Source organism: Pseudoxanthomonas sp. PXM03 (genome assembly GCF_014852005.1).
Lineage (GTDB): Bacteria > Pseudomonadota > Gammaproteobacteria > Xanthomonadales > Xanthomonadaceae > Pseudoxanthomonas_A.
Genome location: NZ_JACVAU010000006.1, coordinates 21,364 through 45,607 on the forward strand (window position 1 = coordinate 21,364; position 24,244 = coordinate 45,607).

Here is a 24,244-nt window from a genome sequence, read left to right on the forward strand (position 1 = left end):
GATGACACCGCACCTGTCCGAGATCCGTCAGATCGCGATCACCGTCAGCGATGTGGAGGCCGCGCTGGGCTTCTATCGCGATGCACTGGGGCTGGCGTTCCTGTTCCAGCCCGCAGCACAGCTGGCATTCCTCGATGCCGGTGGCGTACGGCTGATGCTGACCACGCCGCAGGGTGCCGGTGCGGTGGGCGCGAACTCGATCCTCTACTTCACGGTGCAGGACATCGTCTCCACCCAGGCGGCGCTGGTCGCGCGCGGCGCGACGGAGGAGCGGCCACCGCAACTCGCCGCCCGCATGCCGGACCACGAACTCTGGACCGGCTTCCTGCGCGATCCGGACGGCAACCTGGTGGGGTTGATGGAAGAGAAACGCTGACCCGCGCCGAGCGCGCTCAACGCACCAGCGCGTGCGGCTCGCGGGAGGATTCAGCGGGTGACGGCTGTGGGGGCGCCACGTGCAGCGGCTGCTGCTCCCGCGCTGCCAGTTCCCTCGCGACATCCGCCTGGAACTGACGGGCCCATGGGCCGCGGAGGTATTCGCTGACGACGGCTGCCATCGGGTCTCCTCCGTTCGTCGCCCGTGCCCGTGACACCTGCTCCACGATCTCATTCAGCCCGGGCCAGGTGGCGCGATCCCCAGCCACGTCGACATGTCCACCCTCGGCCTTCTCTGGCGCTTGCAACGATGTCCCGGTGCGGCGTTCGACCCGCGCATCGAGTGCCTCGTCGATCGGCTCCTTGCGGTTGCAGTCGTCGATCACGCTGCGCCGGCAAAGCTGTTCCGGCGCCAGCGTGTCCACATGGTCGCGCACGCCGTCCCGGTCGTAACCGCGCGTGCCGTACATGCCGCCCATGTGCTGGTCGGAGCGGTGGATGACGAACTGCGCTGCGTCCTCGGGAACGGGTCGTTTCTCCAGATAGGGCTGGTCACTCAGCCGGTTGAAGAACTCCACGCCGAGATTGAAGCTCAGCGAGCCGAGGCCGTTGCGTTGATACGTGTCGCCGATGTCGCTATGGCTGCCCGCCACCCATGCGTTGTAGTTGCGATGATCTTCGCTGAAACCCGACGGCACATGCTCGCTGGATGGGAAAAGATCGCGGCGCTCATGTTGTGCCGTGATCTGCAAGGTGGACAACGTCGAGGGCGGAAGGCGCCGGTCGTGCTCCTCGACCCCCGTCGACACGGGGTCGAAGAGCAATGCGACTTGCGGCGTTTTGCCAGGCTCCACGAGCAGGGGACGGTCTGCGTACCGGATACTCACGACGAGATTTTCCGCGCCACGCTCTACCTTGGCACCCAACGGGTCGCGGATGCCTCGCTCGTGCACCATGCGCTCCAGAGCCGCAATTCCCTCCCCACCACGACTGAAACCCACGCCCGCAATCCGGATCTGCCCCCGGGGATCTTCATCGAGCCATTTCTTGGCCTGCTCGCAAAGCTGCAGATAGGCCGTCTCGACCCGCTCGTCGAAAGTATGGCCGAAGCGGCCGTCCCACAGCTTTTCAGGCTTCCTCGCCAGACCATTCTGGGTATAGGTGCCCTCCACGTAGCCCGTCGCAATGTTGCTGATGCCTTCGTCCTGCAGCCCCCTGACTTGCTGGTGGATCTTCGCTACGACACTCCACCCTTCCGGGTTGTCGTCGAACATGCTGTTGCCGGTGCCGTCCATCGCCGCCACATACAGCCTTTCGTTCGGCATGTCTTCATGGAGAAAGACAGGGACACGAACCTGCAACAGGTCTTCTTCTGCGCGACGGTAGCTTTCTCTACCCGGGTTTCCCGCCAAGTCCGCGTCAACCCCGCCATCACGATGCTTCGACTGCTGCCCTGAACCCATGACGAGCACTCCCTGCTCAATACGTCCGACTGAACACCTTGATCAGATCATCGCGAAAGTCGCTGTGCGGGCGATCCGCAAAACGGGGTTTCTTCAACGCGATCATGGCGCGCATGTAAACGTTGATGGTGCGGTCGTTGACCTCGAGGATGATCCCGGGCGTCCCACTCGATGCAGGGTCGAGTGCATCCTCCCGCGCCACATGGTGGCGGATCACGCCATCCTTGAAAATCTCACCGATATCGATTTCCGCCTGGAGTGCGGTGCCATCCTTCGAGCGCCAGGTGACTTTCGCCGGTGGGGGAAAGTTACCGATGGGGCCCGCGCCTGCCGTCATGTTGTCGGGATAGCGGGATCCCGGCGCTTCCGATGACGACTGCAGCCGATCCGCTGGCTCATCGGCGCGTACTCGACCCGCGTATTCCACGCGACAGCCATAGGTGCTGTACGTCGATATACCAAAATAATGCGCCCTGAACTTCAGCGGCCATTCGGCGCCGACGTTGGTGTAGTGGCCCTCCGGCAGCGCTGAAGAAGGACCGGATGAGGTCGATGTGGACATGGTGGCGTGGCATCCTGTCGTGGCAACGGAGATCAGCGCGCTGGTAGCGAGGCTCCGGAGAAGGCGTCGTTCCATGATGGCATTCCTGGCCTGTCGGCAATGCCGACGTTAGCTTGGGTTGGCGGTGCCTGCAATCATCGCTGGAAGGCATTCACATGAACCTGCTCTCTCATTTCTCGCGCGCCAGATGATGCGATCAGTGCGAAAGTAGGAATGTGATATGCACTGGGGCAAGCATGAACATGGCGAGCGATGCACGATTGACACTGCTGGCGTCGTACAACCAATGGATGAACCGGCGCCTGTACGATGCGGCGGCGACATTGCCGCATGACACGCTGGCTGCGGATCGCGGCGCCTTCTTCGGCTCCATCCTCGGTACGCTCAACCATCTGGTCGTCACCGACACGATCTGGCTCAAGCGGTTCGCTGCTGCGCCCGGCGCTGCCGCAGTGCTTGCGGCGCTGGACGACACGCCGATGCCGACGGCGCTGGATGCCATGCCGTACCAGACGCTTTCCGTGCTGCGCCAGCGACGCGATTGGCTGGACACCCTGATCCTGCGATGGGTGGACACCCTCACGCCGGCACAGTTGTCAGCCCGCCTGACCTACATCAACACGAAGGGAACGGCCTTCACGCGCAGCGTCGAAGGCCTGCTCACGCACCTGTTCAACCACCAGACCCATCACCGTGGACAGGTCACCACGCTGCTGTCGCAGGCAGGCGTGGATGTGGGCGTGACCGATCTGCTGGCGTTGGTACCGGAAGAAGGCTGACGCTCAGCTTTCGCGCGTCGCGAGCAGGCCGGCCACCTGTTCGCGCAAGGCGGCGACCTCGCCCTCCAGGGCCGCGACGCGTGCTTCGAGTTCTGCATTCGCGGGTTCGCCGGCGAGCGATGCCGACGGCAGCCGTGCCGCGATCGCCGCCACGTCCACCGGTCCACTGAGCAGGTGCATGTAACGATCTTCCCGCTGGCCGGGCCCGCGCGGGATCTGCACGACCAGCGCAGGCTCGCGCTGGATCAGGCGTTCGAGGTGATGGCGCACGTCATCGGCATCGGCGAACTTGCTCAGCCGCTCACTGCGCGCGAGCAGTTCGTGCACGGTCTGTGCGCCGCGCAGCATCAGCAAGCCCAGCAGCGCCGCCTGCTGTTGCGGAATGCCGAAGAAGGCCGCCGTTCGATGCTCGTAGCGTTCGGCGCGCGAGGAGAACACCTGCTTCGCCAACCCCTTCTGCTCCAGCTGACGCAACGCGTGGTTCACCGCGCCATGGTCCAGCGCCATGACCGGATCGCGCGCGGTCTTCTGGTTGGCCGCGACCTGCGCGGCGTTGACCGTCAGCGGATAGGTCTCCGGCGTGGTGGCTTCCTTCTCGATCAGGCAGCCCAGCAAACGGGCCTCGGCGGCATTCAGTACGGGCGCGGTGTCTTCCATGGGGAAACAGTTGTCGGATGCGAGGGCATGCAGGATAACCCGTGTCCCGGACGGCGCCGGACACCGACTGCAACACAGGTCCGTTAGAATCCACGCACCTAGAAGACCGGATTGCCCATGCGCGTTTCCCTGCTTGCCGCCGGCCTGGCGGCCTCGTTGCTGACCCTGTCCGCGTGCAAGCGCACCGAACCCGCAGCTGCGCCCGCCGACGCTGCGGCACCTCCCACGACCACGATACCGGCGAAGCCCACCGGCGCGCACGACAACCTCAACGCGGTGGCGTGGGTGCAGACCTCGGTGGAATACCGCGCCATCACCACCCAGACCTTCCGCGCCGCTGCCGACCACCTGGATGCCGCACTGAAGGAAAAGAACTGGGATGCGCTGGTGCCCGACGAGCGCGGCAACGCCGCCACCGGCCTGAAGCCGGCCGTGGTGATGGACGTGGACGAGACGGTACTGGACAACTCGCCCTACCAGGCCCGCCTGATCCGCGACGGCAAGGAGTACGACGAGATCAGCTGGGACCAGTGGGTCGCCGAGAAGAAGGCCAAGCCGCTGCCGGGCGTGGTGGATTTCGCCAAGGCCGCTGCGGAGAAGGGTGTGACCATCCTGTACATCTCCAACCGCGCGGTGCACCTGAAGGAAGCGACGCTGGCCAACCTGCGCGAGGCCGGACTGCCGGTCGCCGACGACAGCGTGTTCCTCGGCCTGGGCACGGTGCTGCAAGGCTGCGAGCAGAACGGCAGCGAGAAGAATTGCCGCCGCCGCCTGGCCGGGCAGCAGTACCGCGTGCTGATGCAGTTCGGCGACCAGATCGGTGACTTCGTGCAGGTGGAAGCCAACACCCGCGACGGCCGCCAGGCCTTGTTCGACGAATACGACGACTGGTTCGGCGAGCGCTGGTGGATGCTGCCCAACCCGACCTACGGCTCGTGGGAACCGGCGCTGTTCAACAACGCCTGGGACCAGCCGCCGACCGCCCGCACGCAAGCCAAGCGCGACGCACTGGACTACGCGCCATGAATACGCGCGGCCCGGTCGCGCTGACGCCACGCGAACGCCTGATCTTCGCGCTGGACGCGCCGTCCGGCGCCGATGCGCTGGCGTGGGTGGACCGGCTGGGCGATGCGGTGCAGTTCTACAAGATCGGCATGGAGCTGCTGGCCAGCGGCGACTACTTCACCGTGCTGGACGAGCTCGCCCGCCGCGACAAGCGCGTGTTCGTCGACCTGAAGTTCTTCGACATCCCCGCCACCGTGGCCGGCGTGATCCGCGGCCTGTCGCGCTGGCCGGTGACCTACGCGACCATCCATGGCTGGCACGCCGGGATGATGGAAGCCGCCGCCGAGGCCCGGGGCGGCGACCTGCGGCTGCTCGCGGTGACCGTGCTGACCTCGATGGACGGCGGCGACCTGCGCGCCATGGGCATCGCCACCGATGATCCGGCCGGGATCGTCGTCCAGCGCGCGCTTGCGGCGCAGGGTGCCGGCATTGATGGCGTGATCTGCTCCGGCCAGGAGGCCGGCATGATCCGCGCCGCCACCGGTCCCGATTTCTCCATCGTCTGTCCCGGCATCCGTCCGGGGGGGTCGGCAGGCGATGACCAGAAGCGCACCGTCGGCGTGGCCCACGCGTTCGCGCTGGGCGCGGACGCGATCGTGGTGGGCCGGCCGATCAGCAAGGCGAGCGATCCGCGCTCGGCGGCCGAGGCCATTCAGGCCGAGATCGCCCAGGCGCTTCAATAAAATCAATAAGATAAATCGAGTTATTTCAGGTATTGCCTTAGCATTCGGGCGCAGGTAGGCTGTGTCCATCCGGCCCTTGGGCCGGAGATGTGCCACAACACTTCGTCCTCCGGCTTCGGCCGGACTTCAGGAGGTCCGCGGGGTCGCAAGACACCCGGCCTCCTTTTTTATTGCCCGCAAGGCAAGTTGCGACGGCCATGCTTGCCGCCCTCCCCCGACTGACGTGAAGATGCGGGAAGACTGGGGAGTCACCGCATCATGTCCACGCCGTCCGCGTCCCTGCTGCGCGCGCTGGCCGCCTTCGGGCTGTCGCTTGTCCTGCTGGCCGCCTGCAAACGCGAACCCGAAGAGCTCGCCGGCGCCGCCAGCGAACCCGCTGCCGCCGTGCGCCAGTTGGCAACCCACCTGCAGCGCAACGACCTGGCGGCCTTCGCGCGCGACGCCGTTCCCGCTGACGTGCATGCACGGTTGGACGCTGCCTGGCGACAGGGCCACAGTCGCTGGCCGCTGACCGAGCTGCCGCTGGACGACAAGCTGGTGCCGATGCTGGCCGCGCTGGCCGCAAAGGATTCGGAAAAGACCCTGCAACGCAGCTTCGACCGACAGTTCGGGCGGCAGGACCGGGACCTGAAGGAGGCCGCGCGCACGCTGGGCCTGTTCGGCGTGCAGTATGTGAAGAACGAAGGCGACTACACGCAGGAAGAACGCGACCACTACGCGCAGGTCATCGCCGCGCTGGGCGAGTGGGCGCAACAGGCGCCCTTGGGCGACCCGGCGCTGGCACGGACCACGCTGGCCCGGCTCGCACCCGCCGCCCGCACCAGCGGCCTGACCAGCGAAGACGCCCTGAGCCAGGCCGGCATGCAGGCCAGCCTGCAGCGGCTGACGCCCTTCTTCATCGAGACCAAGGCCAGCTTCGCCCGCTACGGGCTGCCCCTGGATGCGACCTTCGCCGACCTGCGCACCGGCCTGGTCGAACAGAAGGGCGGCACCGCCACGGTGCGGATCCACTATCCGCTGGCCGAACGCGAGATCGACACCGTGGTCAGCCTGACCCGGCGCGGCGGGCAGTGGTACCTGACCGACTACCTCCGCCATGCCGAGGACGTGCTGAAGGCAGTGCCTGCGCCCCCGGTCGCGCCACCTGCAATCGAGACCCCTCCGGGCCCGCCGCCGGGCAGTGGCGTCCCGACGCCCTAGGCAGTGGCATCCGCGCACCCAAGAACCCTGCTGCCGTCGCGGGGCCCACCTGGCCGGTCCCGTTGGACAGAGGGCGCCTGCCTGAACCTGTAACCGCTTCCCAGCCGGTCACGGGCGTGCGCCATAATGCGCCGGATGCCTGAACAGAATCCCCTGCCGTTCCCGGATGCCCCGAAACCGACGCCGCCGGAGAAGACCCCGGGTGCGACGGACCCCGCCGCGCCCGGAAACACCCCGGACACCCAGGTGGTCGCCGATGCGCCCGTCACGGCGGGTGTCCCGATGACGCCGCCCGCCCATCGCCAGGCCAAGCGGCCATTGTGGGCGCGCCTGCTCGGCCGAGTGGCCGATCCGTGGCTGGCCCTGAACATCGAACCCGAATCGCCGGGTGGCCTGCTGGACGGGCGCCCGGTCTGCTACGTGCTGGAAGACTACGGCCTGTCGAACGCGCTGATCCTCGATCGCGCCTGCCGCGACGCCGGCCTGCCTTCGCCGCTGGTGCCGCTACCGGTCGGCGGCAATCCGCTCGGCCGCAAACGCGCTTACGTGGCGCTGTCGCGCCGCAATGCCAGCACGCTGATCCCCGACCAGGTCAGCGCCAAGACCCATTCCGGTTCGCTGGCCAAGCTGTTGCAGGCGCATCGGGCCAACCCCGGGCTGGACGTGCAGCTGGTGCCGGTGTCGATCTTCGTCGGCCGCGCGCCGGACAAGCAGAGCGGCTGGTTCTCGGTGCTGTTCTCCGAGAACTGGGCCATCGTCGGCCGCTTCCGCCGCCTGCTTGCGATCCTGCTCAACGGCCGCGGCACCATCGTGCGGTTCGCGCCGCCCGTCTCGCTGCGCGGCACGGTCGATGAAGGCCTGGAACCGGAACGCACCGTGCGCAAGCTGTCGCGCGTGCTGCGTACGCACTTCCACCGCATCCGCGAAGCCATCATCGGCCCCGACCTGTCCACGCGCCGCCTGCTGGTGGACCAGGTGCTGGCCGCCGAGCCGGTGAAGGAAGCCATCGTCGAGCAGGCACGCCGCGACAAGTCCAAGCCCGAGGACGCGTGGAAGAAAGCGCACGCGTACGCCTGGGAAATCGCCGCCGATTATTCCAACCCGGTGGTCCGCTCGGCCAGCTTCCTCCTGAGCCACGTCTGGAACCAGATCTACGACGGCGTGCTGGTCCATCACCTGGACAAGTTCAAGGAAGCCGCGCCCGGCCACGAAGTCGTCTACGTGCCGTGCCACCGCAGCCACATGGACTACCTGCTGCTGTCGTACCTGCTGTACGAACGCGGCATCGTGCCCCCGCACATCGCCGCCGGCATCAACCTCAACCTGCCGGTGGTGGGCACACTGCTGCGCAAGGGCGGCGCGTTCTTCATGCGCCGCAGCTTCCGCGGCAACCCGCTGTACTCGGCGGTGTTCACCGAATACGTGGCGCAGCTGGTGTCCGGCGGCTACTCGCTGGAGTATTTCATCGAAGGCGGGCGCTCGCGCACCGGCCGGCTGCTGCCGCCGAAGGGCGGCATGATCTCGATGACGCTGCGCGCCTTCCTGCGCCAACCGCGCAAGCCGGTGCTGTTCCAGCCGGTCTACATCGGTTACGAAAAGCTGCTCGAAGGCACCAGCTACCTGGACGAACTGAGTGGCAGGCCGAAGGAAAAGGAATCCATCTGGGCCGTGCTGTGGGGCATCCCCAAGGTGCTGCGGCAGAACTACGGCCAGGTGGTGGTGAACTTCGGCGAACCGATTCCGTTGAACGACGCCCTGGCCAAGTACGCGCCCGAGTGGGACGGCACGCCGGTGGGCGAAGAGGAAAAGCCCGCGTGGCTGTCCGAGATCGTGGATGCGCTGGCCCAGCAGATCCAGGTCAACATCAACCGCGCCGCCGACGTGAACCCGATCAACCTGCTGGCGCTGGCGCTGCTGTCCACGCCCAAGCACGCGATGGGCGAAGCCGACCTGATCGCGCAGATCGAACTGTCCAAGACGCTGCTGGCGGAACTGCCGTATTCCGACCGCGTGACCGTCACCCCGCACTCGCCCGACCGCATCATCTCCCATGCCGAGGAGATCAACATGCTGCAGCGGATCAAGCATCCGCTCGGCGATGTGCTGAGCGTGGACGACGATACCGCCGTCTTGCTGAGCTACTACCGCAACAACGTGCTGCACCTGTTCACGGCCTCGTCGTGGATCGCCTGCTGCTTCCAGAACAACCGCCGCATGAGCCGTGCCGGCGTGCTGCGCCTGGGCCGCACGCTGTATCCGTTCCTGCAGGAAGAGCTGTTCCTGCCATGGAGCGAGGACGAGTTCGCCGAACGCATGGAACGCACCATCGAGGTGTTCATCCGCGAGGGCCTGTTGCAGCAGGTCAACGACGACGATGGCGGCATCCTGGCGCGCAGCGCCGGCCAGACCGACGAAGTGTTCCGCCTGCGCGCGATCGGCCACTCGCTGCAGCAGGCGTTCGAGCGCTACTACATCGCCATCTCGGTACTGGTGAAGAACGGCCCCGGCACGCTGGGTGCCGCCGAGCTGGAGAGCCTATGCCAGCAGGCCGCACAGCGCCTGAGCCTGCTGTACGCGCCTGCCGCGCCGGAATTCTTCGACAAGACCCTGTTCCGCGGCTTCATCCAGAAACTGCGCGAACTGAAGCTGGTCTGGCCCGACGAGAACAGCAAGCTGCTGTTCGACGAACGCCTGGATGCCTGGGCGCGCGACGCCAAGGCCATTCTCGGCCGCGAACTGCGCCACACCATCGAGAAGGTCAGCCCGGAAGCCGCCAAACCGGCCGAGCCGACACCGACGCCGCAGGACTGAGGTCCTGCTACTGGAAGCTGATGGTCATGCCCGCCGCATCATGCAGGGGCTGACCCGCCGGTTTCGTTTTCGCATGGCAGCGCCGCTCAGGACACCGCATTGAACGAGCGCGTCAACCATGCCTTCGCCGGCAGCGCGCGCGAGGGATCGCGTATCAGGCGGTGCAGGGGCGAGCCGCATTCGGACAGATAGGGCTCGTCCTCGATCACCAGCACCATCCGCAACAGGTCCACGCCGCCCGGCAGGATGGCCGGGGGCAGGTATTCGCGGAAGCCATAGTGCTCGAACACATCGTGCAGGAACGGCTCGCATGCCAGCAGGCAGAACTGGATGCGGTTTTCCTGCGCCCAGCGGTACGCTTCTTCCATCAACCGGTCCACCACCGGCTTGCTGCGCTGGTCGGCCTGCACGGCGAAACGCGTACCCACCGCGACCTGCGCCAGGGGCCAGGAGCGCGCGAAGGCGTCGATCTGGAACAGGCTGCCGTACTCCACCTGCACGGCCAGCGGCGCGAAGTCGTGCAGGCGCAGGGTGGCGATCGCCTGCGTACCCTTTTCCACCGCCAGCGTGGTGCCGCACGCGTCCAGACCGTCGGTGACACGCTTGCTCCGGTCGCCGAACTGGCCCCGCTCGTGGAAATACACCTCGCGCCGCAGGCGCGGCACGTCGCCCAGGGAATCGCCTGGCGCAAAGCGATGCGTGCGCAGGCCCAGCCCGGCCATCGCCTCGTCCGCCGACGCTGCCACCAGCCGTGCCTCGCGGGCCGACGATGGCGTGCGGTGATTGAACGGTTTGTCCTGCTCCATGCCACTCCCTCGCCACGGCGCCGGAGGCGCACGCAGCCAGTCATTGGGAACCGCGGCGCCGGCAGGACGGCAAACGGTCGGTCGTAGGGAAAACCCCCACGCCGGGAAATCAAGCAAGCATCGGGCCAACTGTGCCGATCGCTCCGGAAGAGAACCACGGGGGTCACGGACGGGTATTTCAGGCTTCTGGCGACCCCGACGTGCGGGACGCACGCGTCCGCGCCGGCAGGGGGTGACGCACAGCGTCAGATCCGGGCTGTCGCGCGGCGCGCGGGCTCAGGCCGGCTCGTCGGGAATCAACGCGCTCTCCAGCCGCGCGATGCAGTCCTTCAGCCACAACTTGCGCTTCTTCAGGCGCTTGATCGCCACCTCGTCGGCGTCGGCATCATCCACCAGGCGCGCGATCGCCTCGTCCAGCTCGCGGTGCTCGAGCTTGAGTTCGGTGACCTTCTGGGTGATGTCGGCGGGGTTGCTGATCTCCACGCGGCGAGCGTACACCGGCGGCGGCAAGGGCGTCACCGCACCCCGGTACAATGACGTCCATGAGTACCGTCCTGCCCTTGCCCGACCCCGTCCTGCGCCGCCCTGTCGCCGATCCGCGCCGCGCCGCGCACGAACAGGGCAAGCTGGCCAAGCGGTTGCGCCGCCAGGTGGGCCAGGCGATCGCCGACTTCGGCATGATCAAGGAGGGCGACAAGGTCATGGTGTGCCTGTCCGGCGGCAAGGACAGCTACACGATGCTGGACATCCTGCTGCAGCTCCAGAAGAAGGCGCCGGTCAGCTTCGAACTGGTCGCGGTCAACCTGGACCAGAAGCAGCCGGACTTTCCCGAGCACGTGCTGCCGGAATACCTGGAACGTGCGGGCGTGCCGTACCACATCATCGAGCAGGACACGTATTCGGTGGTCAGCCGGGTGATCCCGGAAGGCAAGACCATGTGTTCGCTGTGCTCGCGCCTGCGCCGTGGCGCGCTGTACAGCTACGCCGAGGAAAACGGCTTCACCAAGATCGCGTTGGGCCACCACCGCGACGACCTGGTGGCGACGTTCTTCCTGAACATGTTCTTCCACGCCAAGCTCTCCGGCATGCCGCCCAAGCTGCTGTCTGACAACGCCAAGCATGTGGTGATCCGCCCGCTGGCCTATGTGCGCGAAGGCGACATCGCCCAGTACGCCGAGGCGAAGTCATTCCCCATCATCCCCTGCAACCTGTGCGGCAGCCAGGAGAACCTGCAGCGCAAACAGGTCAAGAAGATGATGGATGCGTGGGAGCGCGAGACGCCCGGCCGCATCGAGACCATCGCGCGCGCGCTGGGCGATATCCGCCCGTCGCAGCTCAGCGATCCGAACCTGTTCGATTTCCTCTCCCTGGGCCACCGCGACGGCGCCGCCTTGCCCGATGCGCAGGCATGGCTGGCGGGCGAACCGCACCCCACCTCGGCGGACGAGGACACCTGACCTCGCCACACGCCCGCCGTCATCCTGGCGAAAGCTGGATCCTTGCAGTTGCGCTCCAGCGGGCTGACGGACAGCAGAAGCAGAATGGATCCCGCCCTTGGCCGGGACGGCGGGCAAAGCAACAACGCGCATCCCCCTCATTTACCGGACCCTGATTCCCCGATGTTCTTTCGCAACCTGACCCTGTTCCGCTTCCCGACTTCGCTGGATTTCTCCCAACTCGACGAACTGCTTCCCGAAGCCGTACTCAAACCGGTCGGCCCACTCGAACTGTCCTCGCGCGGTTTCATCTCGCCGTTCGGCCGCGGTGACGACACGTTGTCCCACCGCATCAACGACGCGATCTGGCTGAGCGTGGGTGGCGAGGACAAGATCCTGCCCGGCGCCGTGGTCAACGACCTGCTGCAGAAGAAGCTGCAGGAAATCGAGGCGAAGGAAGGCCGCAAGCCCGGTGGCAAGACCCGCAAGCGACTGAAGGACGACCTGCTGCATGAACTGCTGCCGCGCGCCTTCGTCAAACCCTCGCGCACCGACGCGCTGATCGACCTGGAGCACGGCTTCATCGCCGTCGATGCGTCGTCGCGCAAGACCGGCGAGAACGTGGTGTCGGAAGTCCGACGCGCGCTGGGCAGCTTCCCCGCGCTGCCGCTGAATGCCGAAGTGGCGCCGCGCAGCGTGCTGACCGGCTGGATCGCCGGCGAACCGCTGCCGGAAGGCCTGTCGCTGGGCGAGGAGTGCGAGCTGAAGGACGCGATGGAAGGCGGCGCGGTGGTGAAGTGCCAGAACCAGGACCTGCAGAGCGACGAGATCGCCAAGCACCTGGACGCCGGCAAGCAGGTCACCAAGCTGGCGCTGGTGCTGGACGACCACGTGTCGTTCGTCCTCGGCGAGGACCTGATCGTGCGCAAGCTGAAGTTCCTCGACGGCGCGGTCGACCAGCTCGAGAACACCGAGCACGACGACCTGCGCGCCGAACTGGATGCCCGCTTCGCACTGATGTCCGGCGAGGTGAAGCGCCTGTTCCTGATGCTGGAGCACGCGCTCAAGCTCAGCAAGGCGGATTGAGCCATCCAGGGAAGCGGGATCGGGTGCGGCTGAATCGCATCCGCCACCTCCAGCCCGCGCATGCCCACTACAATCGTGGGCATGCCTTCGCTGCACTCTCTCCTGATCGCCCGCGCGCCACGCAGCGTCGAGCGGGACACCATCACCCTGGAACTCGATGACGGACGCATACTTGACGTGCAACGCGTCCGTGATCCCCGTGCGAAGCGCCTCAAGCTCAGCATCGACGAGCGCGGTGCGCGGCTGACGCTTCCCCTGCGCGCCAGCCTGGTGGCGGGGGACCGCTTCCTGCAGCAACACCGCGACTGGCTCGCAGCGCAGCTCACCCGGCACGCGCCGGACGACGGGGACGACACCCTGGTGCCCGGCCGGACCGATCGCCTGCCGCTGCGGGGCGAGTATCTGTCACTCCACTGGCACGAGGGCCGTTACGCGCGCATCGAGCGGGTCGGTGATGCGCTGCACATGCACACAACGTCGCGGACCAGTGCTGCCAGCCTGCAGCGCACCCTGCGTGCCTTCTATGAAGCGCAGGCGCGGGCCGACATCGGCCGCTGGCTGCCCGGTTATCTGGCGGGATTGCCACGCGCGCCCCGTCAGATCCGGCTGAAGACCATGTCGTCCCAGTGGGGCTCACTGGCTCCCGACGGCACGCTGGCACTGGATCTGGCCCTCGTGCTGGGGCGGCCTTCGGCGTTCGAATACGTGCTCGTCCACGAGTTGTGCCACCTGCTGCAGGCCAACCATTCGCCGGCTTTCTGGCAGGAAGTGGAAGCGCGCTTCCCCGCCTGGCGCGACGAGCGCGCCTATTTCCATGCCGAGGGCCGCCGCCTGAAAGCGCGACTGCACAGGCTGCTGGCCACCCCCTGAGACCGGCCTGCGAACCCGCAGACTTCCGGCGCCGATGTCCGGAATGAGACATGCGTCACGAATCAAGAAGACATGCCGGAGATGGCAGGTTCCGCACGGAGAGCGGGCCTGCACTCCGGCACCTCGTCTTCTCCGGTACCCGCCCAATGACCCGTCCCGCCCCCTCGCGCGCGATTCCCGCGACCCCGGCCGCAACCGGGCCAGTCCGCCAGGCCGACACCGTGGCCTCGCTGAAAGCCTTTTCGCTGTACGCCATGCCAGGTTCGGAAACCGCCACCAGCCTCGCCGCGCGGCGCGCGCTGATGAGCCGGAAGGGTGTATCCGTGGAGGAGATCAGCGAGCGGGCGCGGGAACGCCGACGCACAGCCAGCCAGATCCAGCGATTCGATCGCCGCGCCAGACTGCTGGCATTGCTGGTGCCTGCCGCTGCGGCACTGGCCTGGGTTGGCAGCATCCAGAACTCCCTGCCCACCTTGTTGACCGGCTACGTCCTGTTGGCGCTGGCGGCGGTGGCGCTGCTCGCGCGGCTCACGCGCACGCCGGACGCCGCACGCCTTCCACTCGAGCAGTACTACCTGCCGGACGAGCAGCTGGCCAGCGCGGAAGACATCACCCTCCTGCGGCGACTGGCCCAGCAGGATCCCGAGCTCGACGCGGTCACCACGGCGTGGTGGCGCAGTACCGCGCCGATCCGCAAGGGCGACATCCGGCTGGCGCTGGATTTCCAGCGCGCCAAGCGCGGCTGATCACTGCCGCAGGAACGCCAGCATCCGTGCGGCGACCGCCGCCGGATCCTCCATGTGCAGGTGATGGGTGCCCGCCAGTACATGCAGGCGCCCATCGGGCAGCAGCGCGGCGCGCTGTGTCCGCAACGGTTCCGGGAAATAGGCTTGCGGCGGGTCCGCATAGATCACCGTGGTGGGGCATTCGATGCCTGCCACGAGACGCGCCAGCTGCGCCTCTGAAAGGCGCTGCGGCGTAGGCAGCGTCAGGCGCGGATCGCTGCTCCAGACGAAGCCGCCCTCCACGGGCCGGACGCCGCGCTCGACCAGCAACCGGGCGGCAGGCTCGCTCAACTGGTTTGCCTGCATGCGCGCGCGGACCGGCGCGGCCAGGTCGGTGAACACGCGCAGTTGCTTGCCCGGCAGCGCGCGCGCCGCGGCAATGGCTTCGCGCCATCGGTCGGCCGTGCGCTCGACGGTTTCGGCCAGCCCGCCCAGGGCTTCGATGGCTACCAGCCGGCGAACACGATCCGGAACGGACGCGGCCACCAGGCTCGCGATGCCGGCACCCATCGAGTGACCGAGCAGCGAGAACGTGTCCCATCCCAGCGCATCCGCGATGTCGAGCACGGCATTGACCGCCACGCCGCTGGTGTATTCCGCTCCCGGCGCCAGATGCGCACTGCGGCCGTGGCCCGGCAGGTCGGGCGCGGCCAGTTGCACCCCGGGCAGGTGGGCGGCCAACGGAATGAAGCTCGCCGCGTTGTCCAGCCAGCCATGCAGGGCGAGCACGCGCGGGCCGTCACCGCCGCCACGAAGTCCCGTGATCCGGCCCAGTGGAATGTCGACCTCGAACTCGCGCAACATCATGCGTCGGTGCCGACGGCGCGCTGCGCCAGTGCCGCCAGCGCATCGGCATGGGCAGGATCGTCATTCAGGCAGGGCAGGTAGCGCAGCTCGCCACCGGCATGCGCGAATTCCTCGGCAAAGCCGATCCCCACCTCCTCCAGCGTTTCCAGACAGTCGACCGCGAAGCCGGGGCACACCACGTCCACCTTGCGTACCCCGCGCGCAGCGAGTTCGCGCAAGGTCACGTCGGTGGCAGGTTCCAACCAGCGTTCCTTGCCGAAGCGCGACTGGTAGGTCAGGGTCCATTCGTCGTCGCGCAATCCCAGCGCCTGCACGATGGCGTGCGTGCTCGCTTGGCAGCGTTGCGGATACGGATCGCCATTGCGGGCAAGCCGCTGCGGCAGTCCGTGATATGAGAACAGCAGGTGCTCGCCGGCACCGTTCGCCCGCCGCCACTGCCGGATCGATGCCGTCACGGCCGCCAGCCAGCCGGGGTCGACCGAGTAGTCCTCGATGAAATGCACCTCCAGCCCTGCGGCTTCCCGGGTGATCACATCGCGCACGGACTCGGTGGTGGTGGTGGAGTACTGCGGATACAGCGGCAGCACCACCACACGTTGCACCCCGGCGGCGCGCATCGCCTCCAGGCGCGCGCCCACGGAGGGCTGCCCGTAACGCATCGCATCGACCACGTGCCAGTCCGGCAGCCGCGCCTGCACCGCTCCGGCCAGCCGACGGGTGTACACGGCGAGCGGCGAACCCTCCGGCATCCAGATGCTCGCGTACTTGGCTGCGGCCTTGGGACCGCGCAGCGGCAGGATCAGGAAATGCAGCAGCGGGCACCACAGCCAGCGGGTCAGCTGGACCACGCGATGGTCGTGCAGGAACTCGGACAGGTACCGGCGCACGGCGGGCGCCGTCGGCGCTTCCGGGGTGCCCAGGTTGACGGCGAGCAAGGCGGTGGGAGAGGTATCGGGCATCCCGTTATTGTGGCAGAGCCGTGTACGCACACCGATCCGGAAATCCCATTGCAGCGATCGACCTCGCGAACTGCGGCGAGCACCGTCCAGCGTCAGTGGCGATTCATCCATTCACGCCTATTTTCAAGCGATTGCAGTAACTTGCTGCCAATCCGCTTCTGGAGCCGCCCATGAACCGCACGTCCCGCCGCCTGCTGCCGCCCACCGCCCTCGCGCTCGCCGCCGCCCTGTTCGCCGGGCAGGCCATCGCAGGTCCGAAGGAGGACGAGCGCGCGAACAACGCGGTGCGCGTGCTCAACGAAATCCAGCGCATTCCGGAGAACGGCATCCCCGACAAGCTGCTGGACGAAGGCAAGGCCATCATCGTCATCCCGGACACGCTCAAGGCGGGACTGGTGATCGGCGGCCGTCGTGGCCACGGCCTGATGTCGGTGAAAAGCGCCGATGGCAGCTGGTCGCAGCCGGTGTTCGTCAAGCTCACCGGCGGCAGCATCGGCTTCCAGGCCGGCGTGCAGTCTTCGGACGTGGTGCTGGTGTTCCGCAATGACCGCTCGCTGGACTCCATCGTCAATGGCAAGTTCACCCTGGGTGCGGATGCCGGCGTGGCGGCGGGTCCGGTGGGCCGCAATGCCAGTGCCGCCACCGATGGCCAGCTGAAGGCCGAAATCTGGTCGTGGTCGCGCGCGCGCGGCCTGTTCGCCGGCGTCGCACTGGATGGCGCCGTGCTGCAGATCGATGACGAGGCCAACACGTCGGTCTACGGCAGCGCCGCGACGCCACGCGCGATCTTCGAGAGCCGCGCCGGCCAGCCTTCCAGCGCCGTGGTCGGTTTCCGCGACCAGTTGGAAGAAGTCACCGAACTCGCGCGGGGCAATCGCGGCACCACGGGGACGTCCACGCAGGTAGCGGCGTCCACGCCCGCCCCCGTCACCGCACCGGTCGTGGTGGAAGCCCCCGCGCAGGCGCAGGGCTTCGAACCGGTGCAGGACGGCGAAGTACGCACCGAACCGCTGGACGGCAACCCGTAACGGAAGTAATGGGCGGTGGATCGCCATCCCGGCGGTCCGCCTGCGCTATCCTGAGCGCCCCGACTTTTCCAGCGAGTACACACCATGGGCGGTTTGAGCATCTGGCATTGGATCATCGTGCTGGTGGTCGTGTTGCTCGTCTTCGGGACCAAGCGCCTGCGCAACGCCGGCCAGGACCTGGGCGAGGCGGTCAAGGGCTTCAAGAAGGGCATGAAGGACGACGACAAGCCGGCCGGCCAGTTGAACGACCAGTCGCGCACCGACGAGTCCAGCGCCGCCAAAGAGCGCGACCGCGACGCCAACTGATCGCGCGGCATCGCGGCCGCGGCCATGTTCGACATCGGTTTCAGTGAACTGCTGGTCATCGCCATCGTCGCGTTGATCGTACTGGGCCCCGAGCGCCTGCCCAAGGCAGCGCGCTTCGCCGGCCTGTGGGTGCGTCGCGCGCGCGCGCAGTGGTATTCGGTGAAGGACGAGCTGGAACGCGAACTCGCCGCCGACGAGCTGAAGCGCAACTTGCAGGACGCCAAGGACGCGATGCGCGAGACCGAGCAACGCATCCGCGACAGCGCCCGCGAAACCGAGCAGCAGTTCGAGGAAGTGCGCCAGGCCGCGCGCGACGACGCGAAGGCGTTGCATGACGACGTTGCATCGGCGATCACGCCACCCGCGCTGGCAAGGCCGCCGGCGGCGACCGGAGAGGTGCCTGACGCTGTCGAAACACCCGCCGGTACGGATGCCACCGACACGCCCGAGACCGGCACCACGCCCGACCTGTTCCCGCCGAGGGAGACGCGATGAACCGCGAATCCTCGAACCAGGAAGCCGAAAGCAGCCTGATGGAACACCTGCTGGAGCTGCGCACGCGGCTGGTGCGCGGACTGGCGGGCACGGGGGTCATCCTGCTGGCGCTGCTGCCCTTCGTGCGCCAGCTCTACGACCGCCTGGCGCAGCCGTTGATTTCTCAGCTGCCGGCCGGACAGGCCGCACAGATGATCGCCAGCGACCCGACCTCGGGCTTCTTCGCGCCGATCAAGCTGGCTTTCTTCACCGCCCTGTTCCTGTCCTCGCCGTGGCTGCTCTACCAGGCGTGGAGCTTCGTCGCGCCCGGGCTGTACAAGCATGAGAAGCGGCTGGCGGTGCCGTTGCTGGCGTCGGCCATCGTGCTGTTCTATGCAGGCTGCGCGTTCGCGTATTTCCTGGTGCTGCCCAGCGTGTTCCACGCACTGACGGTGTTCACGCCGGACATCGTGACGCTGGCGCCGGACCCGGCGAAGTACCTGGACTTCGTGATGGTGATCTTCCTGGCGTTCGGCGTGAGCTTCGAGCTGCCGGTGGCGCTGGTGATCATGGTGTTGCTGGGCTGGGTGACACCGCAGCAACTGCGCGAGGGCCGCGGCTACGCCATCGTCGGCGTGTTCGTCGTCGCCGCGCTGATCACCCCGCCGGACGTGGTGTCGCAGCTGATGCTCGCCATCCCCATGTGCCTGCTGTACGAACTGGGCATCGTCGCGGCGAGCTGGCTGAAACCGCGCCCCGAGAGCGCCTGAGCAGTCGCGGCAGCAAGCGCGCCGCAGCGCGCCCGGATGGAGAACCATCGCGCTTTAGCCACCCGGTCGCCTCGTAGGGCGGGCCCTGGCCCGCCGCATGGCGATGTCGAAGCTCAGACTTCGATCCTGGTCGGCGCCGCCGATGCACCCGGAGCGACCGCGCCCTCACCCAGCATCTGCCGCCATGCCGCGTACGCCGCACCGGCCAGCACCGGCATCACCACCGCCATCAGGGTGAACTGCCACAGCCCCATCGCGATGGTCGCGCCCACCGCCAGCGCCAGGATCGAGGCCACGAGCAAGGAGCCGATGCCGACCGCGAAGATGGCGATCCCCGCCAGCAGGTAGAACACCAGCATCGCGGTCCAGTTGTGCAGGCAGGCACGCAGGCTGTTGCGCATGGCCTCCATGACATGGGTGCCCGAGAAGAGGATCTGCGGCGAGGCGATGAAGGTCATCCACTTCACGGCCACGAAGACGATCGCCACCAGCAGCAGCCACAACAACAGGCGACCGGCAGGCAGGCCTTCCACCAGGGAAGGATCGGGTTGGCCCCCGGCTTCGGCGATGGTCTGCATCTTCTGGTAGACATCGGCCAGATGCTGCAGTTGTTCGGTGCCCACCAGGACGAACAGCAGCGTGCCCATCACCAGGGCCGCGAACAATTGCGGCAGCAGGGTGGCCAACAAGGCCGGCGCATGGCCGTCGCGCACGGGCTGCAGCAGGTTGGAGGGCTGCGCGGCGCGACCCTGGTCCACTTCGCGCACGGCCCAGAGCATGCCTGCGAAGAACAGCGGACCGGCGAGCACCAGCAGGAACTGCATGGCCACCGTCATGGCAGGCAGCGTGACGGCCACCAGCATCACGCCCATCGACAGCAGGCCCCACAGCACGGCCAGCGTGGCCAGCGGCACGGGCGCGCGCTTCAGCAGCGCGAAGCCCGCCAGCAGCCATTCCGCGCCGGCACTGGCCGGCACCTTGTTGATCGTCGACATCGGGGTTCTCTGGAGAGGGCGCAGCGGTGGACTCAGCGCGCGTGCAGGCCACGCGCATGGCGGACGAACCGCCGCAATAGTTTGCGGGCTTGCGGCGCCGCCGTCACGCTGCGAGCGATGCTGCCGGGGCAACGGCCTTCGCTGCGCAGGTGGTCGGCGCGGGCATGCACGTAGCCGCGCATGTGATGGGTGGCGAATTCGGGATGGAACTGCACGCCCCAGGCGTGGTCGCGCCAGCGGAACGCATGGCAATCGTCCTGCTCGGAACGCGCCAGCACGGTGGCGCCCTCCGGCGGCCGCGCCACGGTCTGCACATGGGTGGCGTGGGCGGTGAACTTCAGTGGCAGCGCGCCGAACAGCGGGTCGTCCTGCGCCTGCGGATGCAGGTCGATGTGGACGGTGCCGGATTCGCGCCCGGCCGGGTTGTAGGCCACCTCGCCGCCCAGCGCGTGCGCCAGCAGCTGATGGCCGTAGCAGATGCCCAGCAGCGGAAGGCCTTCATGGGCCGCGTGGCGCAGCCAGTCCGCACTGCGTTCGCTCCAGTCGGCCCGGTCGGTGACCATCGCGGCCGAGCCGCTGACGATGACGCCGGCAAAGCCTTCGCGGCGTGGCAATGCATCGCCCCGCTCCACGTTCGCCACCACGGTTTCGTCCGCCTCCAACCCGGCCGCCACGCGGATCCAGTGCGGGAAGCCGCCATACCGTCGCATCGAGCGCACCGGCTGGCCGGTTTCAACGATGAGGAAAGGGGCTTTCACGGCGGCATCCACGACGGCAAACATCAGCGGGAAAAGGGCTTGCCCGTATACTAGCCCGCTTTTCCGCAGTGCACGATAAGTCGATGACCGGACAGACAATTTCACCGGCAACTTTCCAGGGCCTGACATTCCAGAACCTGATCCAGACGCTGAACCAGTACTGGGCCGAGCAGGGCTGCGTGCTGATCCAGCCGCTGGACCTGGAAGTGGGTGCCGGCACCTTCCACCCGGCCACGTTCCTGCGTGCGCTGGGGCCGGAGCCGTGGAATGCCGCCTACGTGCAGCCCAGCCGCCGCCCCACCGATGGCCGCTACGGCGAGAACCCCAACCGCCTGCAGCGCTACTACCAGTACCAGGTGGTGATGAAGCCCAACCCCGACAACATCCAGGAGCTCTACCTGGGTTCATTGAAGGCGCTGGGCATCGATCCGCGCGTGCACGACCTGCGCTTCGTCGAGGACAACTGGGAGTCGCCCACGCTGGGGGCCTGGGGTCTGGGCTGGGAAGTCTGGTTGAACGGCATGGAAGTCACCCAGTTCACCTACTTTCAGCAGGCAGGCGGCCTGGAATGCCGCCCGGTGCTGGGCGAGATCACGTACGGGCTGGAACGCCTGTGCATGTACCTGCAGAACTGCGACAACGTGTATGACCTGGTGTGGACGGTCGGTCCGCAGGGCGTGGTGAAGTACGGCGATGTGTACCACCAGAACGAAGTCGAGCAGAGCACGTACAACTTCGAGCATGCCGATGTGGCCGAGCTCTTCCACCGTTTCGACGCGTGCGAAAAGGAAGCGCTGAAGCTGGTCGACGTAGGCCTGCCGCTGCCCGCCTACGAGCAGGTCTGCAAGGCCAGCCACAGCTTCAACCTGCTGGATGCGCGCCGCGCCATTTCCGTGACCGAACGCCAGCGCTACATCCTGCGCGTGCGCAAGCTGGCGCAGGCGGTGGCGGAGGCGTATTACGCGCAGCGGGAGAAACTGGGTTTCCCGGGATTGAAGAAAGACACTGAATAAAGCCCCTCTCCCCTCGGGAGAGGGGTTGGGGAGAGGGGCGATGGAGTCCCGATGGTTTGGCCGTCATGACTCCGCTCGCCCCTCATCCGCCCTTCGGGCACCTTCTCCCGCAGGGAGAAGGGAACAACTCAAGGTTGCATGCACATGAGCGAACAAAAATCCCTGCTGGTCGAACTGGGCACCGAAGAGCTGCCGGTCAAGGCGCTGCCGGGCCTGGCGCAGGCCTTCTTCGACGGCGTGATCGCCGCGCTTGAAAAGCGCGGCATCGGCTTCGAGCGTGGCGATGCCAAGCCGCTTTACACGCCACGCCGCCTGGCGGTGCTGTTGCCCGTCGTCGACGTGGAACAGCCGGAACAGAAGTCCGAAGTCCTCGGCCCATACCTCAACATCGCGCTGGACGCGAACGGCGTGCCGACCAAGGCACTGGAAGGCTTCGCCGCCAAGGCCGGTATCGACTGGACCGCGCTTGAACGCATCACCGACGGCAAGGGCGAGCGCTTCGTCCACCGCGCGGTGAAGCCGGGCGCGAGGACTGCGGACCTTCTGGCAGAGATCGTGCGCGAGGCGCTGGCCGCCATGCCGATCCCCAAGCCGATGCGCTGGGGCGACCACGACTATGCGTTCGCGCGGCCGGTGCACTGGCTGGTGCTGCTGCTGGGCAAGGACGTGGTGGAGGCCGATGTGCTGGGCGTGAAGTCCGACCGCATGAGCCGTGGGCACCGTTTCGAACACGACAAGCCGGTGTGGATCGGCAACCCGGACGATTACGTGGACGCCCTGCGCGGCGCCCGCGTGCTGGTAGATCCGGAGGAACGCCGCACGCGCATCGTCGCCGCCGTGCAGAAGGCCGCCGCACAGGCCGGCGGCAGCGCGCGCATCACCGACGACAATCTGGAGCAGGTGGTCTGCCTGACCGAATGGCCGGCCGCAGTGCTGTGCAGCTTCGAATCCGCGTTCCTGGCCGTGCCGCAGGAAGCGTTGATCGAGACGATGGAGATCAACCAGAAGTTCTTCCCGGTGCTGAGCGATGGCGGCAAGCTGACCGAGCATTTCATCGGCATCGCCAACATCGAGTCGCAGAATGTCGATGAAGTGCGCAAGGGCTACGAGCGTGTGATCCGTCCGCGCTTCTCCGACGCGAAGTTCTTCTTCGATGAAGATCTGAAGCAGGGTCTCGTGTCGATGGGCGACGGCCTGAAGACCGTCACCTACCAGGCCAAGCTGGGAAGTGTCGCCGACAAGGTGGCGCGCGTAGCCGAACTGGCCGCGACGATCGCAGCGCAGGTCGGTGCAGATCCCGAACAGGCTCGCAAGGCGGCGCTGCTGGCGAAGAACGACCTGCAGTCGCGCATGGTCAACGAGTTCCCCGAACTGCAGGGCATCGCGGGCCGCCACTATGCGCTCGCGGCGGGCGAACCGAAGGAGATCGCGCTGGCCATCGACGAGGCCTACCAGCCGCGCTTCGCCGGTGACGACATCGCGCTGTCGCCGCTGGGCAAGGTGCTGGCGATTGCGGAGCGGCTGGATACGCTGGCGGGTGGATTCGCCGCTGGGTTGAAGCCGACCGGCAACAAGGATCCGTTCGCGTTGCGCCGTAATGCGCTGGGGTTGGCGAGGACGGTGATTGAGAGTGGGTTCAATCTGGATATCCGCTCATTGATTCAAAAGGCGGCCGAACTCGTCATGTTTGCGATGTCCGACGTGTCTCTGCGCACGAAAGTGGCTGCCGCTGAATCCGCACGCGAGAAGGGAGTAGATGCGCCCACAACACACAGCCAGCAAAGGTCATTGGTAGAAACCAATTTCCAAGAGATTTATCCGTTTATTCTTGATCGCCTACGCAGCTATTACGCAGAGAAAGGCGTGCCTGCTGCTCATTTCAGTGCGGTTGCTGAGCTGGATCCTGCCCCGGCCTCGCTCTACGACTTCGACACACGCTTGGATGCCATCGGCACGTTCGCCGCGCTGCCGGAAGCCGAAGCGCTGGCCGCGGCCAACAAGCGCATCGGCAACATCCTGAAGAAGGCCGACATCGCCATCCCGCACGCGATCGACCGCGCACTGCTGACCGATCCGGCGGAAAGCGCGTTGGCCGAAGCGGTGGAAGCCGTACTCGGCGAGACCGACGAGGCCCTGCACCACCACGACTACGTCACCGTGTTGAACCACCTCGCCCGCCTGCGCCCGCAGGTGGATGCGTTCTTCGACAGCGTGATGGTCAATGCCGACGACCCGGCCGTACGCGCGAACCGGCTGGCCCTCCTGAAGCGCCTGGCCGATCGCTTCCGCGCGGTCGCGGCGATCGAGCATCTGTCGGGCTGAGCCGCGTTTCCTTCTCCCGCAGATGCGGCGAGAAGGTGCCCGGAGGGGCCTGCCCCGTACTTGAGACGCAGGCGGACGAGGGGCCGAGCGCTGTAACCCATCGGGCGCAGCACCATCACCCCTCCGTTCGCCCCTCACCCGCCTTCGGCACCCTCTCCCCGCACGCGGGGAGACGGAGTCAAACTCCACGGATCCTGGATGCACCCGGACTGCAGCGCCGCCTCTCGCGCATGC

Annotated in this window: 25 protein-coding genes; 16 read left to right on the forward strand and 9 right to left on the reverse strand. The window is 67.1% G+C overall.

Annotation, left to right across the window (positions count from 1 at the left end):
- Position 1 precedes the first annotated feature (1 nt).
- Positions 2 to 376 carry a VOC family protein gene (locus IB223_RS18475; RefSeq protein WP_192203256.1) on the forward strand — a complete coding sequence of 125 codons (375 nt, stop codon included), beginning with the start codon at positions 2 to 4 and terminating at the stop codon, positions 374 to 376.
- A 16-nt stretch (positions 377 to 392) separates the two neighbouring features.
- Here the strand turns inward: IB223_RS18475 and IB223_RS18480 are convergent, their stop codons facing one another.
- The gene (locus tag IB223_RS18480; RefSeq protein ID WP_192203257.1) at positions 393 to 1,838 is read right to left on the reverse strand and encodes a DUF2235 domain-containing protein; all 1,446 of its coding nucleotides are present in this window, start codon (positions 1,836 to 1,838) and stop codon (positions 393 to 395) included.
- A 16-nt stretch (positions 1,839 to 1,854) separates the two neighbouring features.
- Positions 1,855 to 2,475, reverse strand: a complete 621-nt coding sequence (locus tag IB223_RS18485) for a hypothetical protein (protein WP_192203258.1) — start codon at positions 2,473 to 2,475, stop codon at positions 1,855 to 1,857.
- Positions 2,476 to 2,636: 161 nt separating this feature from the next.
- Between IB223_RS18485 and IB223_RS18490 the strand changes: the two genes are divergently transcribed.
- Positions 2,637 to 3,179: a DinB family protein gene (locus IB223_RS18490; RefSeq protein WP_225591211.1), complete on the forward strand. Its 543-nt coding sequence runs from the start codon at positions 2,637 to 2,639 to the stop codon at positions 3,177 to 3,179.
- Positions 3,180 to 3,182: 3 nt separating this feature from the next.
- Here the strand turns inward: IB223_RS18490 and IB223_RS18495 are convergent, their stop codons facing one another.
- The gene (locus IB223_RS18495) at positions 3,183 to 3,836 is read right to left on the reverse strand and encodes a DUF480 domain-containing protein (RefSeq protein ID WP_192203259.1); all 654 of its coding nucleotides are present in this window, start codon (positions 3,834 to 3,836) and stop codon (positions 3,183 to 3,185) included.
- A gap of 117 nt (positions 3,837 to 3,953) precedes the next feature.
- Between IB223_RS18495 and IB223_RS18500 the strand changes: the two genes are divergently transcribed.
- The 4 genes from IB223_RS18500 (at position 3,954) to plsB (ending at position 9,595) form a co-directional block, all read left to right on the forward strand.
- Complete coding sequence (locus IB223_RS18500; RefSeq protein ID WP_192203260.1) at positions 3,954 to 4,862, forward strand: 5'-nucleotidase, lipoprotein e(P4) family; 909 nt, start codon at positions 3,954 to 3,956, stop codon at positions 4,860 to 4,862.
- Complete coding sequence (pyrF, locus tag IB223_RS18505; RefSeq protein ID WP_192203261.1) at positions 4,859 to 5,584, forward strand: orotidine-5'-phosphate decarboxylase; 726 nt, start codon at positions 4,859 to 4,861, stop codon at positions 5,582 to 5,584. Before IB223_RS18500 ends, pyrF begins: the two co-directional genes overlap by 4 nt.
- A gap of 258 nt (positions 5,585 to 5,842) precedes the next feature.
- Positions 5,843 to 6,784, forward strand: a complete 942-nt coding sequence (locus IB223_RS18510; protein ID WP_192203262.1) for a hypothetical protein — start codon at positions 5,843 to 5,845, stop codon at positions 6,782 to 6,784.
- Positions 6,785 to 6,910: 126 nt separating this feature from the next.
- Complete coding sequence (plsB, locus tag IB223_RS18515) at positions 6,911 to 9,595, forward strand: glycerol-3-phosphate 1-O-acyltransferase PlsB (RefSeq protein WP_192203263.1); 2,685 nt, start codon at positions 6,911 to 6,913, stop codon at positions 9,593 to 9,595.
- An 86-nt stretch (positions 9,596 to 9,681) separates the two neighbouring features.
- Here the strand turns inward: plsB and IB223_RS18520 are convergent, their stop codons facing one another.
- Positions 9,682 to 10,401, reverse strand: a complete 720-nt coding sequence (locus tag IB223_RS18520; protein WP_192203264.1) for a GNAT family N-acetyltransferase — start codon at positions 10,399 to 10,401, stop codon at positions 9,682 to 9,684.
- 276 nt (positions 10,402 to 10,677) lie between these two features.
- On the reverse strand, positions 10,678 to 10,884 hold the full coding sequence (locus IB223_RS18525; protein WP_142122766.1) for a YdcH family protein: 207 nt from the start codon (positions 10,882 to 10,884) through the stop codon (positions 10,678 to 10,680).
- Positions 10,885 to 10,934: 50 nt separating this feature from the next.
- On the opposite strand from IB223_RS18525, the gene ttcA reads away from it, so the two are divergent.
- From ttcA to IB223_RS18545, 4 genes are all read left to right on the forward strand, one after another.
- Entirely contained in the window at positions 10,935 to 11,858 is a 924-nt protein-coding gene (ttcA, locus tag IB223_RS18530) for a tRNA 2-thiocytidine(32) synthetase TtcA (protein ID WP_192203265.1), read from the forward strand.
- A gap of 162 nt (positions 11,859 to 12,020) precedes the next feature.
- Positions 12,021 to 12,923: a recombination-associated protein RdgC gene (locus tag IB223_RS18535; RefSeq protein ID WP_192203266.1), complete on the forward strand. Its 903-nt coding sequence runs from the start codon at positions 12,021 to 12,023 to the stop codon at positions 12,921 to 12,923.
- Positions 12,924 to 13,004: 81 nt separating this feature from the next.
- Positions 13,005 to 13,793 carry a SprT family zinc-dependent metalloprotease gene (locus tag IB223_RS18540; RefSeq protein ID WP_192203307.1) on the forward strand — a complete coding sequence of 263 codons (789 nt, stop codon included), beginning with the start codon at positions 13,005 to 13,007 and terminating at the stop codon, positions 13,791 to 13,793.
- Between the two features lie 146 nt (positions 13,794 to 13,939).
- Positions 13,940 to 14,539, forward strand: a complete 600-nt coding sequence (locus tag IB223_RS18545; protein WP_192203267.1) for a hypothetical protein — start codon at positions 13,940 to 13,942, stop codon at positions 14,537 to 14,539.
- Here IB223_RS18545 and IB223_RS18550 read toward each other — a convergent pair whose 3' ends face one another.
- Complete coding sequence (locus IB223_RS18550) at positions 14,540 to 15,385, reverse strand: alpha/beta hydrolase (protein ID WP_192203268.1); 846 nt, start codon at positions 15,383 to 15,385, stop codon at positions 14,540 to 14,542.
- Positions 15,382 to 16,344, reverse strand: coding sequence for a ferrochelatase (gene hemH, locus IB223_RS18555; RefSeq protein ID WP_192203269.1), 963 nt, complete (start codon positions 16,342 to 16,344; stop codon positions 15,382 to 15,384). Before hemH ends, IB223_RS18550 begins: the two co-directional genes overlap by 4 nt.
- A 170-nt stretch (positions 16,345 to 16,514) precedes the next feature.
- On the opposite strand from hemH, the gene IB223_RS18560 reads away from it, so the two are divergent.
- The 4 genes from IB223_RS18560 to tatC all read left to right on the forward strand — a co-directional run bounded on the left by IB223_RS18560 (position 16,515) and on the right by tatC (position 18,922).
- Positions 16,515 to 17,372 carry a lipid-binding SYLF domain-containing protein gene (locus IB223_RS18560; RefSeq protein WP_192203270.1) on the forward strand — a complete coding sequence of 286 codons (858 nt, stop codon included), beginning with the start codon at positions 16,515 to 16,517 and terminating at the stop codon, positions 17,370 to 17,372.
- A gap of 84 nt (positions 17,373 to 17,456) precedes the next feature.
- Positions 17,457 to 17,678, forward strand: coding sequence for a Sec-independent protein translocase subunit TatA (tatA, locus tag IB223_RS18565; RefSeq protein WP_062353690.1), 222 nt, complete (start codon positions 17,457 to 17,459; stop codon positions 17,676 to 17,678).
- Between the two features lie 24 nt (positions 17,679 to 17,702).
- Entirely contained in the window at positions 17,703 to 18,173 is a 471-nt protein-coding gene (gene tatB, locus IB223_RS18570) for a Sec-independent protein translocase protein TatB (protein ID WP_192203271.1), read from the forward strand.
- Complete coding sequence (tatC, locus tag IB223_RS18575) at positions 18,170 to 18,922, forward strand: twin-arginine translocase subunit TatC (protein WP_192203272.1); 753 nt, start codon at positions 18,170 to 18,172, stop codon at positions 18,920 to 18,922. Before tatB ends, tatC begins: the two co-directional genes overlap by 4 nt.
- Before the next feature lie 113 nt (positions 18,923 to 19,035).
- On the opposite strand, the gene IB223_RS18580 is transcribed toward tatC, so the two are convergent.
- The gene (locus IB223_RS18580) at positions 19,036 to 19,917 is read right to left on the reverse strand and encodes a BPSS1780 family membrane protein (protein WP_192203273.1); all 882 of its coding nucleotides are present in this window, start codon (positions 19,915 to 19,917) and stop codon (positions 19,036 to 19,038) included.
- Between the two features lie 32 nt (positions 19,918 to 19,949).
- Complete coding sequence (locus IB223_RS18585) at positions 19,950 to 20,675, reverse strand: glutamine amidotransferase (protein WP_343227228.1); 726 nt, start codon at positions 20,673 to 20,675, stop codon at positions 19,950 to 19,952.
- A gap of 83 nt (positions 20,676 to 20,758) precedes the next feature.
- Between IB223_RS18585 and glyQ the strand changes: the two genes are divergently transcribed.
- Positions 20,759 to 21,688 carry a glycine--tRNA ligase subunit alpha gene (gene glyQ / locus IB223_RS18590; protein ID WP_192203275.1) on the forward strand — a complete coding sequence of 310 codons (930 nt, stop codon included), beginning with the start codon at positions 20,759 to 20,761 and terminating at the stop codon, positions 21,686 to 21,688.
- Between the two features lie 144 nt (positions 21,689 to 21,832).
- The gene (gene glyS, locus IB223_RS18595; protein WP_192203276.1) at positions 21,833 to 24,010 is read left to right on the forward strand and encodes a glycine--tRNA ligase subunit beta; all 2,178 of its coding nucleotides are present in this window, start codon (positions 21,833 to 21,835) and stop codon (positions 24,008 to 24,010) included.
- Positions 24,011 to 24,244: the final 234 nt, after the last annotated feature.

Coding starts and splice junctions, on each gene's coding strand:
- IB223_RS18475 (WP_192203256.1), top strand. CDS start 2: ATGACACCGCACCTGTCCGAGATCCGTCAGATCGCGATCACCGTCAGC.
- IB223_RS18480 (WP_192203257.1), bottom strand. CDS start 1,838: ATGGGTTCAGGGCAGCAGTCGAAGCATCGTGATGGCGGGGTTGACGCG.
- IB223_RS18485 (WP_192203258.1), bottom strand. CDS start 2,475: ATGGAACGACGCCTTCTCCGGAGCCTCGCTACCAGCGCGCTGATCTCC.
- IB223_RS18490 (WP_225591211.1), top strand. CDS start 2,637: ATGAACATGGCGAGCGATGCACGATTGACACTGCTGGCGTCGTACAAC.
- IB223_RS18495 (WP_192203259.1), bottom strand. CDS start 3,836: ATGGAAGACACCGCGCCCGTACTGAATGCCGCCGAGGCCCGTTTGCTG.
- IB223_RS18500 (WP_192203260.1), top strand. CDS start 3,954: ATGCGCGTTTCCCTGCTTGCCGCCGGCCTGGCGGCCTCGTTGCTGACC.
- pyrF (WP_192203261.1), top strand. CDS start 4,859: ATGAATACGCGCGGCCCGGTCGCGCTGACGCCACGCGAACGCCTGATC.
- IB223_RS18510 (WP_192203262.1), top strand. CDS start 5,843: ATGTCCACGCCGTCCGCGTCCCTGCTGCGCGCGCTGGCCGCCTTCGGG.
- plsB (WP_192203263.1), top strand. CDS start 6,911: ATGCGCCGGATGCCTGAACAGAATCCCCTGCCGTTCCCGGATGCCCCG.
- IB223_RS18520 (WP_192203264.1), bottom strand. CDS start 10,401: ATGGAGCAGGACAAACCGTTCAATCACCGCACGCCATCGTCGGCCCGC.
- ttcA (WP_192203265.1), top strand. CDS start 10,935: ATGACGTCCATGAGTACCGTCCTGCCCTTGCCCGACCCCGTCCTGCGC.
- IB223_RS18535 (WP_192203266.1), top strand. CDS start 12,021: ATGTTCTTTCGCAACCTGACCCTGTTCCGCTTCCCGACTTCGCTGGAT.
- IB223_RS18540 (WP_192203307.1), top strand. CDS start 13,005: ATGCCTTCGCTGCACTCTCTCCTGATCGCCCGCGCGCCACGCAGCGTC.
- IB223_RS18545 (WP_192203267.1), top strand. CDS start 13,940: ATGACCCGTCCCGCCCCCTCGCGCGCGATTCCCGCGACCCCGGCCGCA.
- IB223_RS18550 (WP_192203268.1), bottom strand. CDS start 15,385: ATGATGTTGCGCGAGTTCGAGGTCGACATTCCACTGGGCCGGATCACG.
- hemH (WP_192203269.1), bottom strand. CDS start 16,344: ATGCCCGATACCTCTCCCACCGCCTTGCTCGCCGTCAACCTGGGCACC.
- IB223_RS18560 (WP_192203270.1), top strand. CDS start 16,515: ATGAACCGCACGTCCCGCCGCCTGCTGCCGCCCACCGCCCTCGCGCTC.
- tatA (WP_062353690.1), top strand. CDS start 17,457: ATGGGCGGTTTGAGCATCTGGCATTGGATCATCGTGCTGGTGGTCGTG.
- tatB (WP_192203271.1), top strand. CDS start 17,703: ATGTTCGACATCGGTTTCAGTGAACTGCTGGTCATCGCCATCGTCGCG.
- tatC (WP_192203272.1), top strand. CDS start 18,170: ATGAACCGCGAATCCTCGAACCAGGAAGCCGAAAGCAGCCTGATGGAA.
- IB223_RS18580 (WP_192203273.1), bottom strand. CDS start 19,917: ATGTCGACGATCAACAAGGTGCCGGCCAGTGCCGGCGCGGAATGGCTG.
- glyQ (WP_192203275.1), top strand. CDS start 20,759: ATGACCGGACAGACAATTTCACCGGCAACTTTCCAGGGCCTGACATTC.
- glyS (WP_192203276.1), top strand. CDS start 21,833: ATGAGCGAACAAAAATCCCTGCTGGTCGAACTGGGCACCGAAGAGCTG.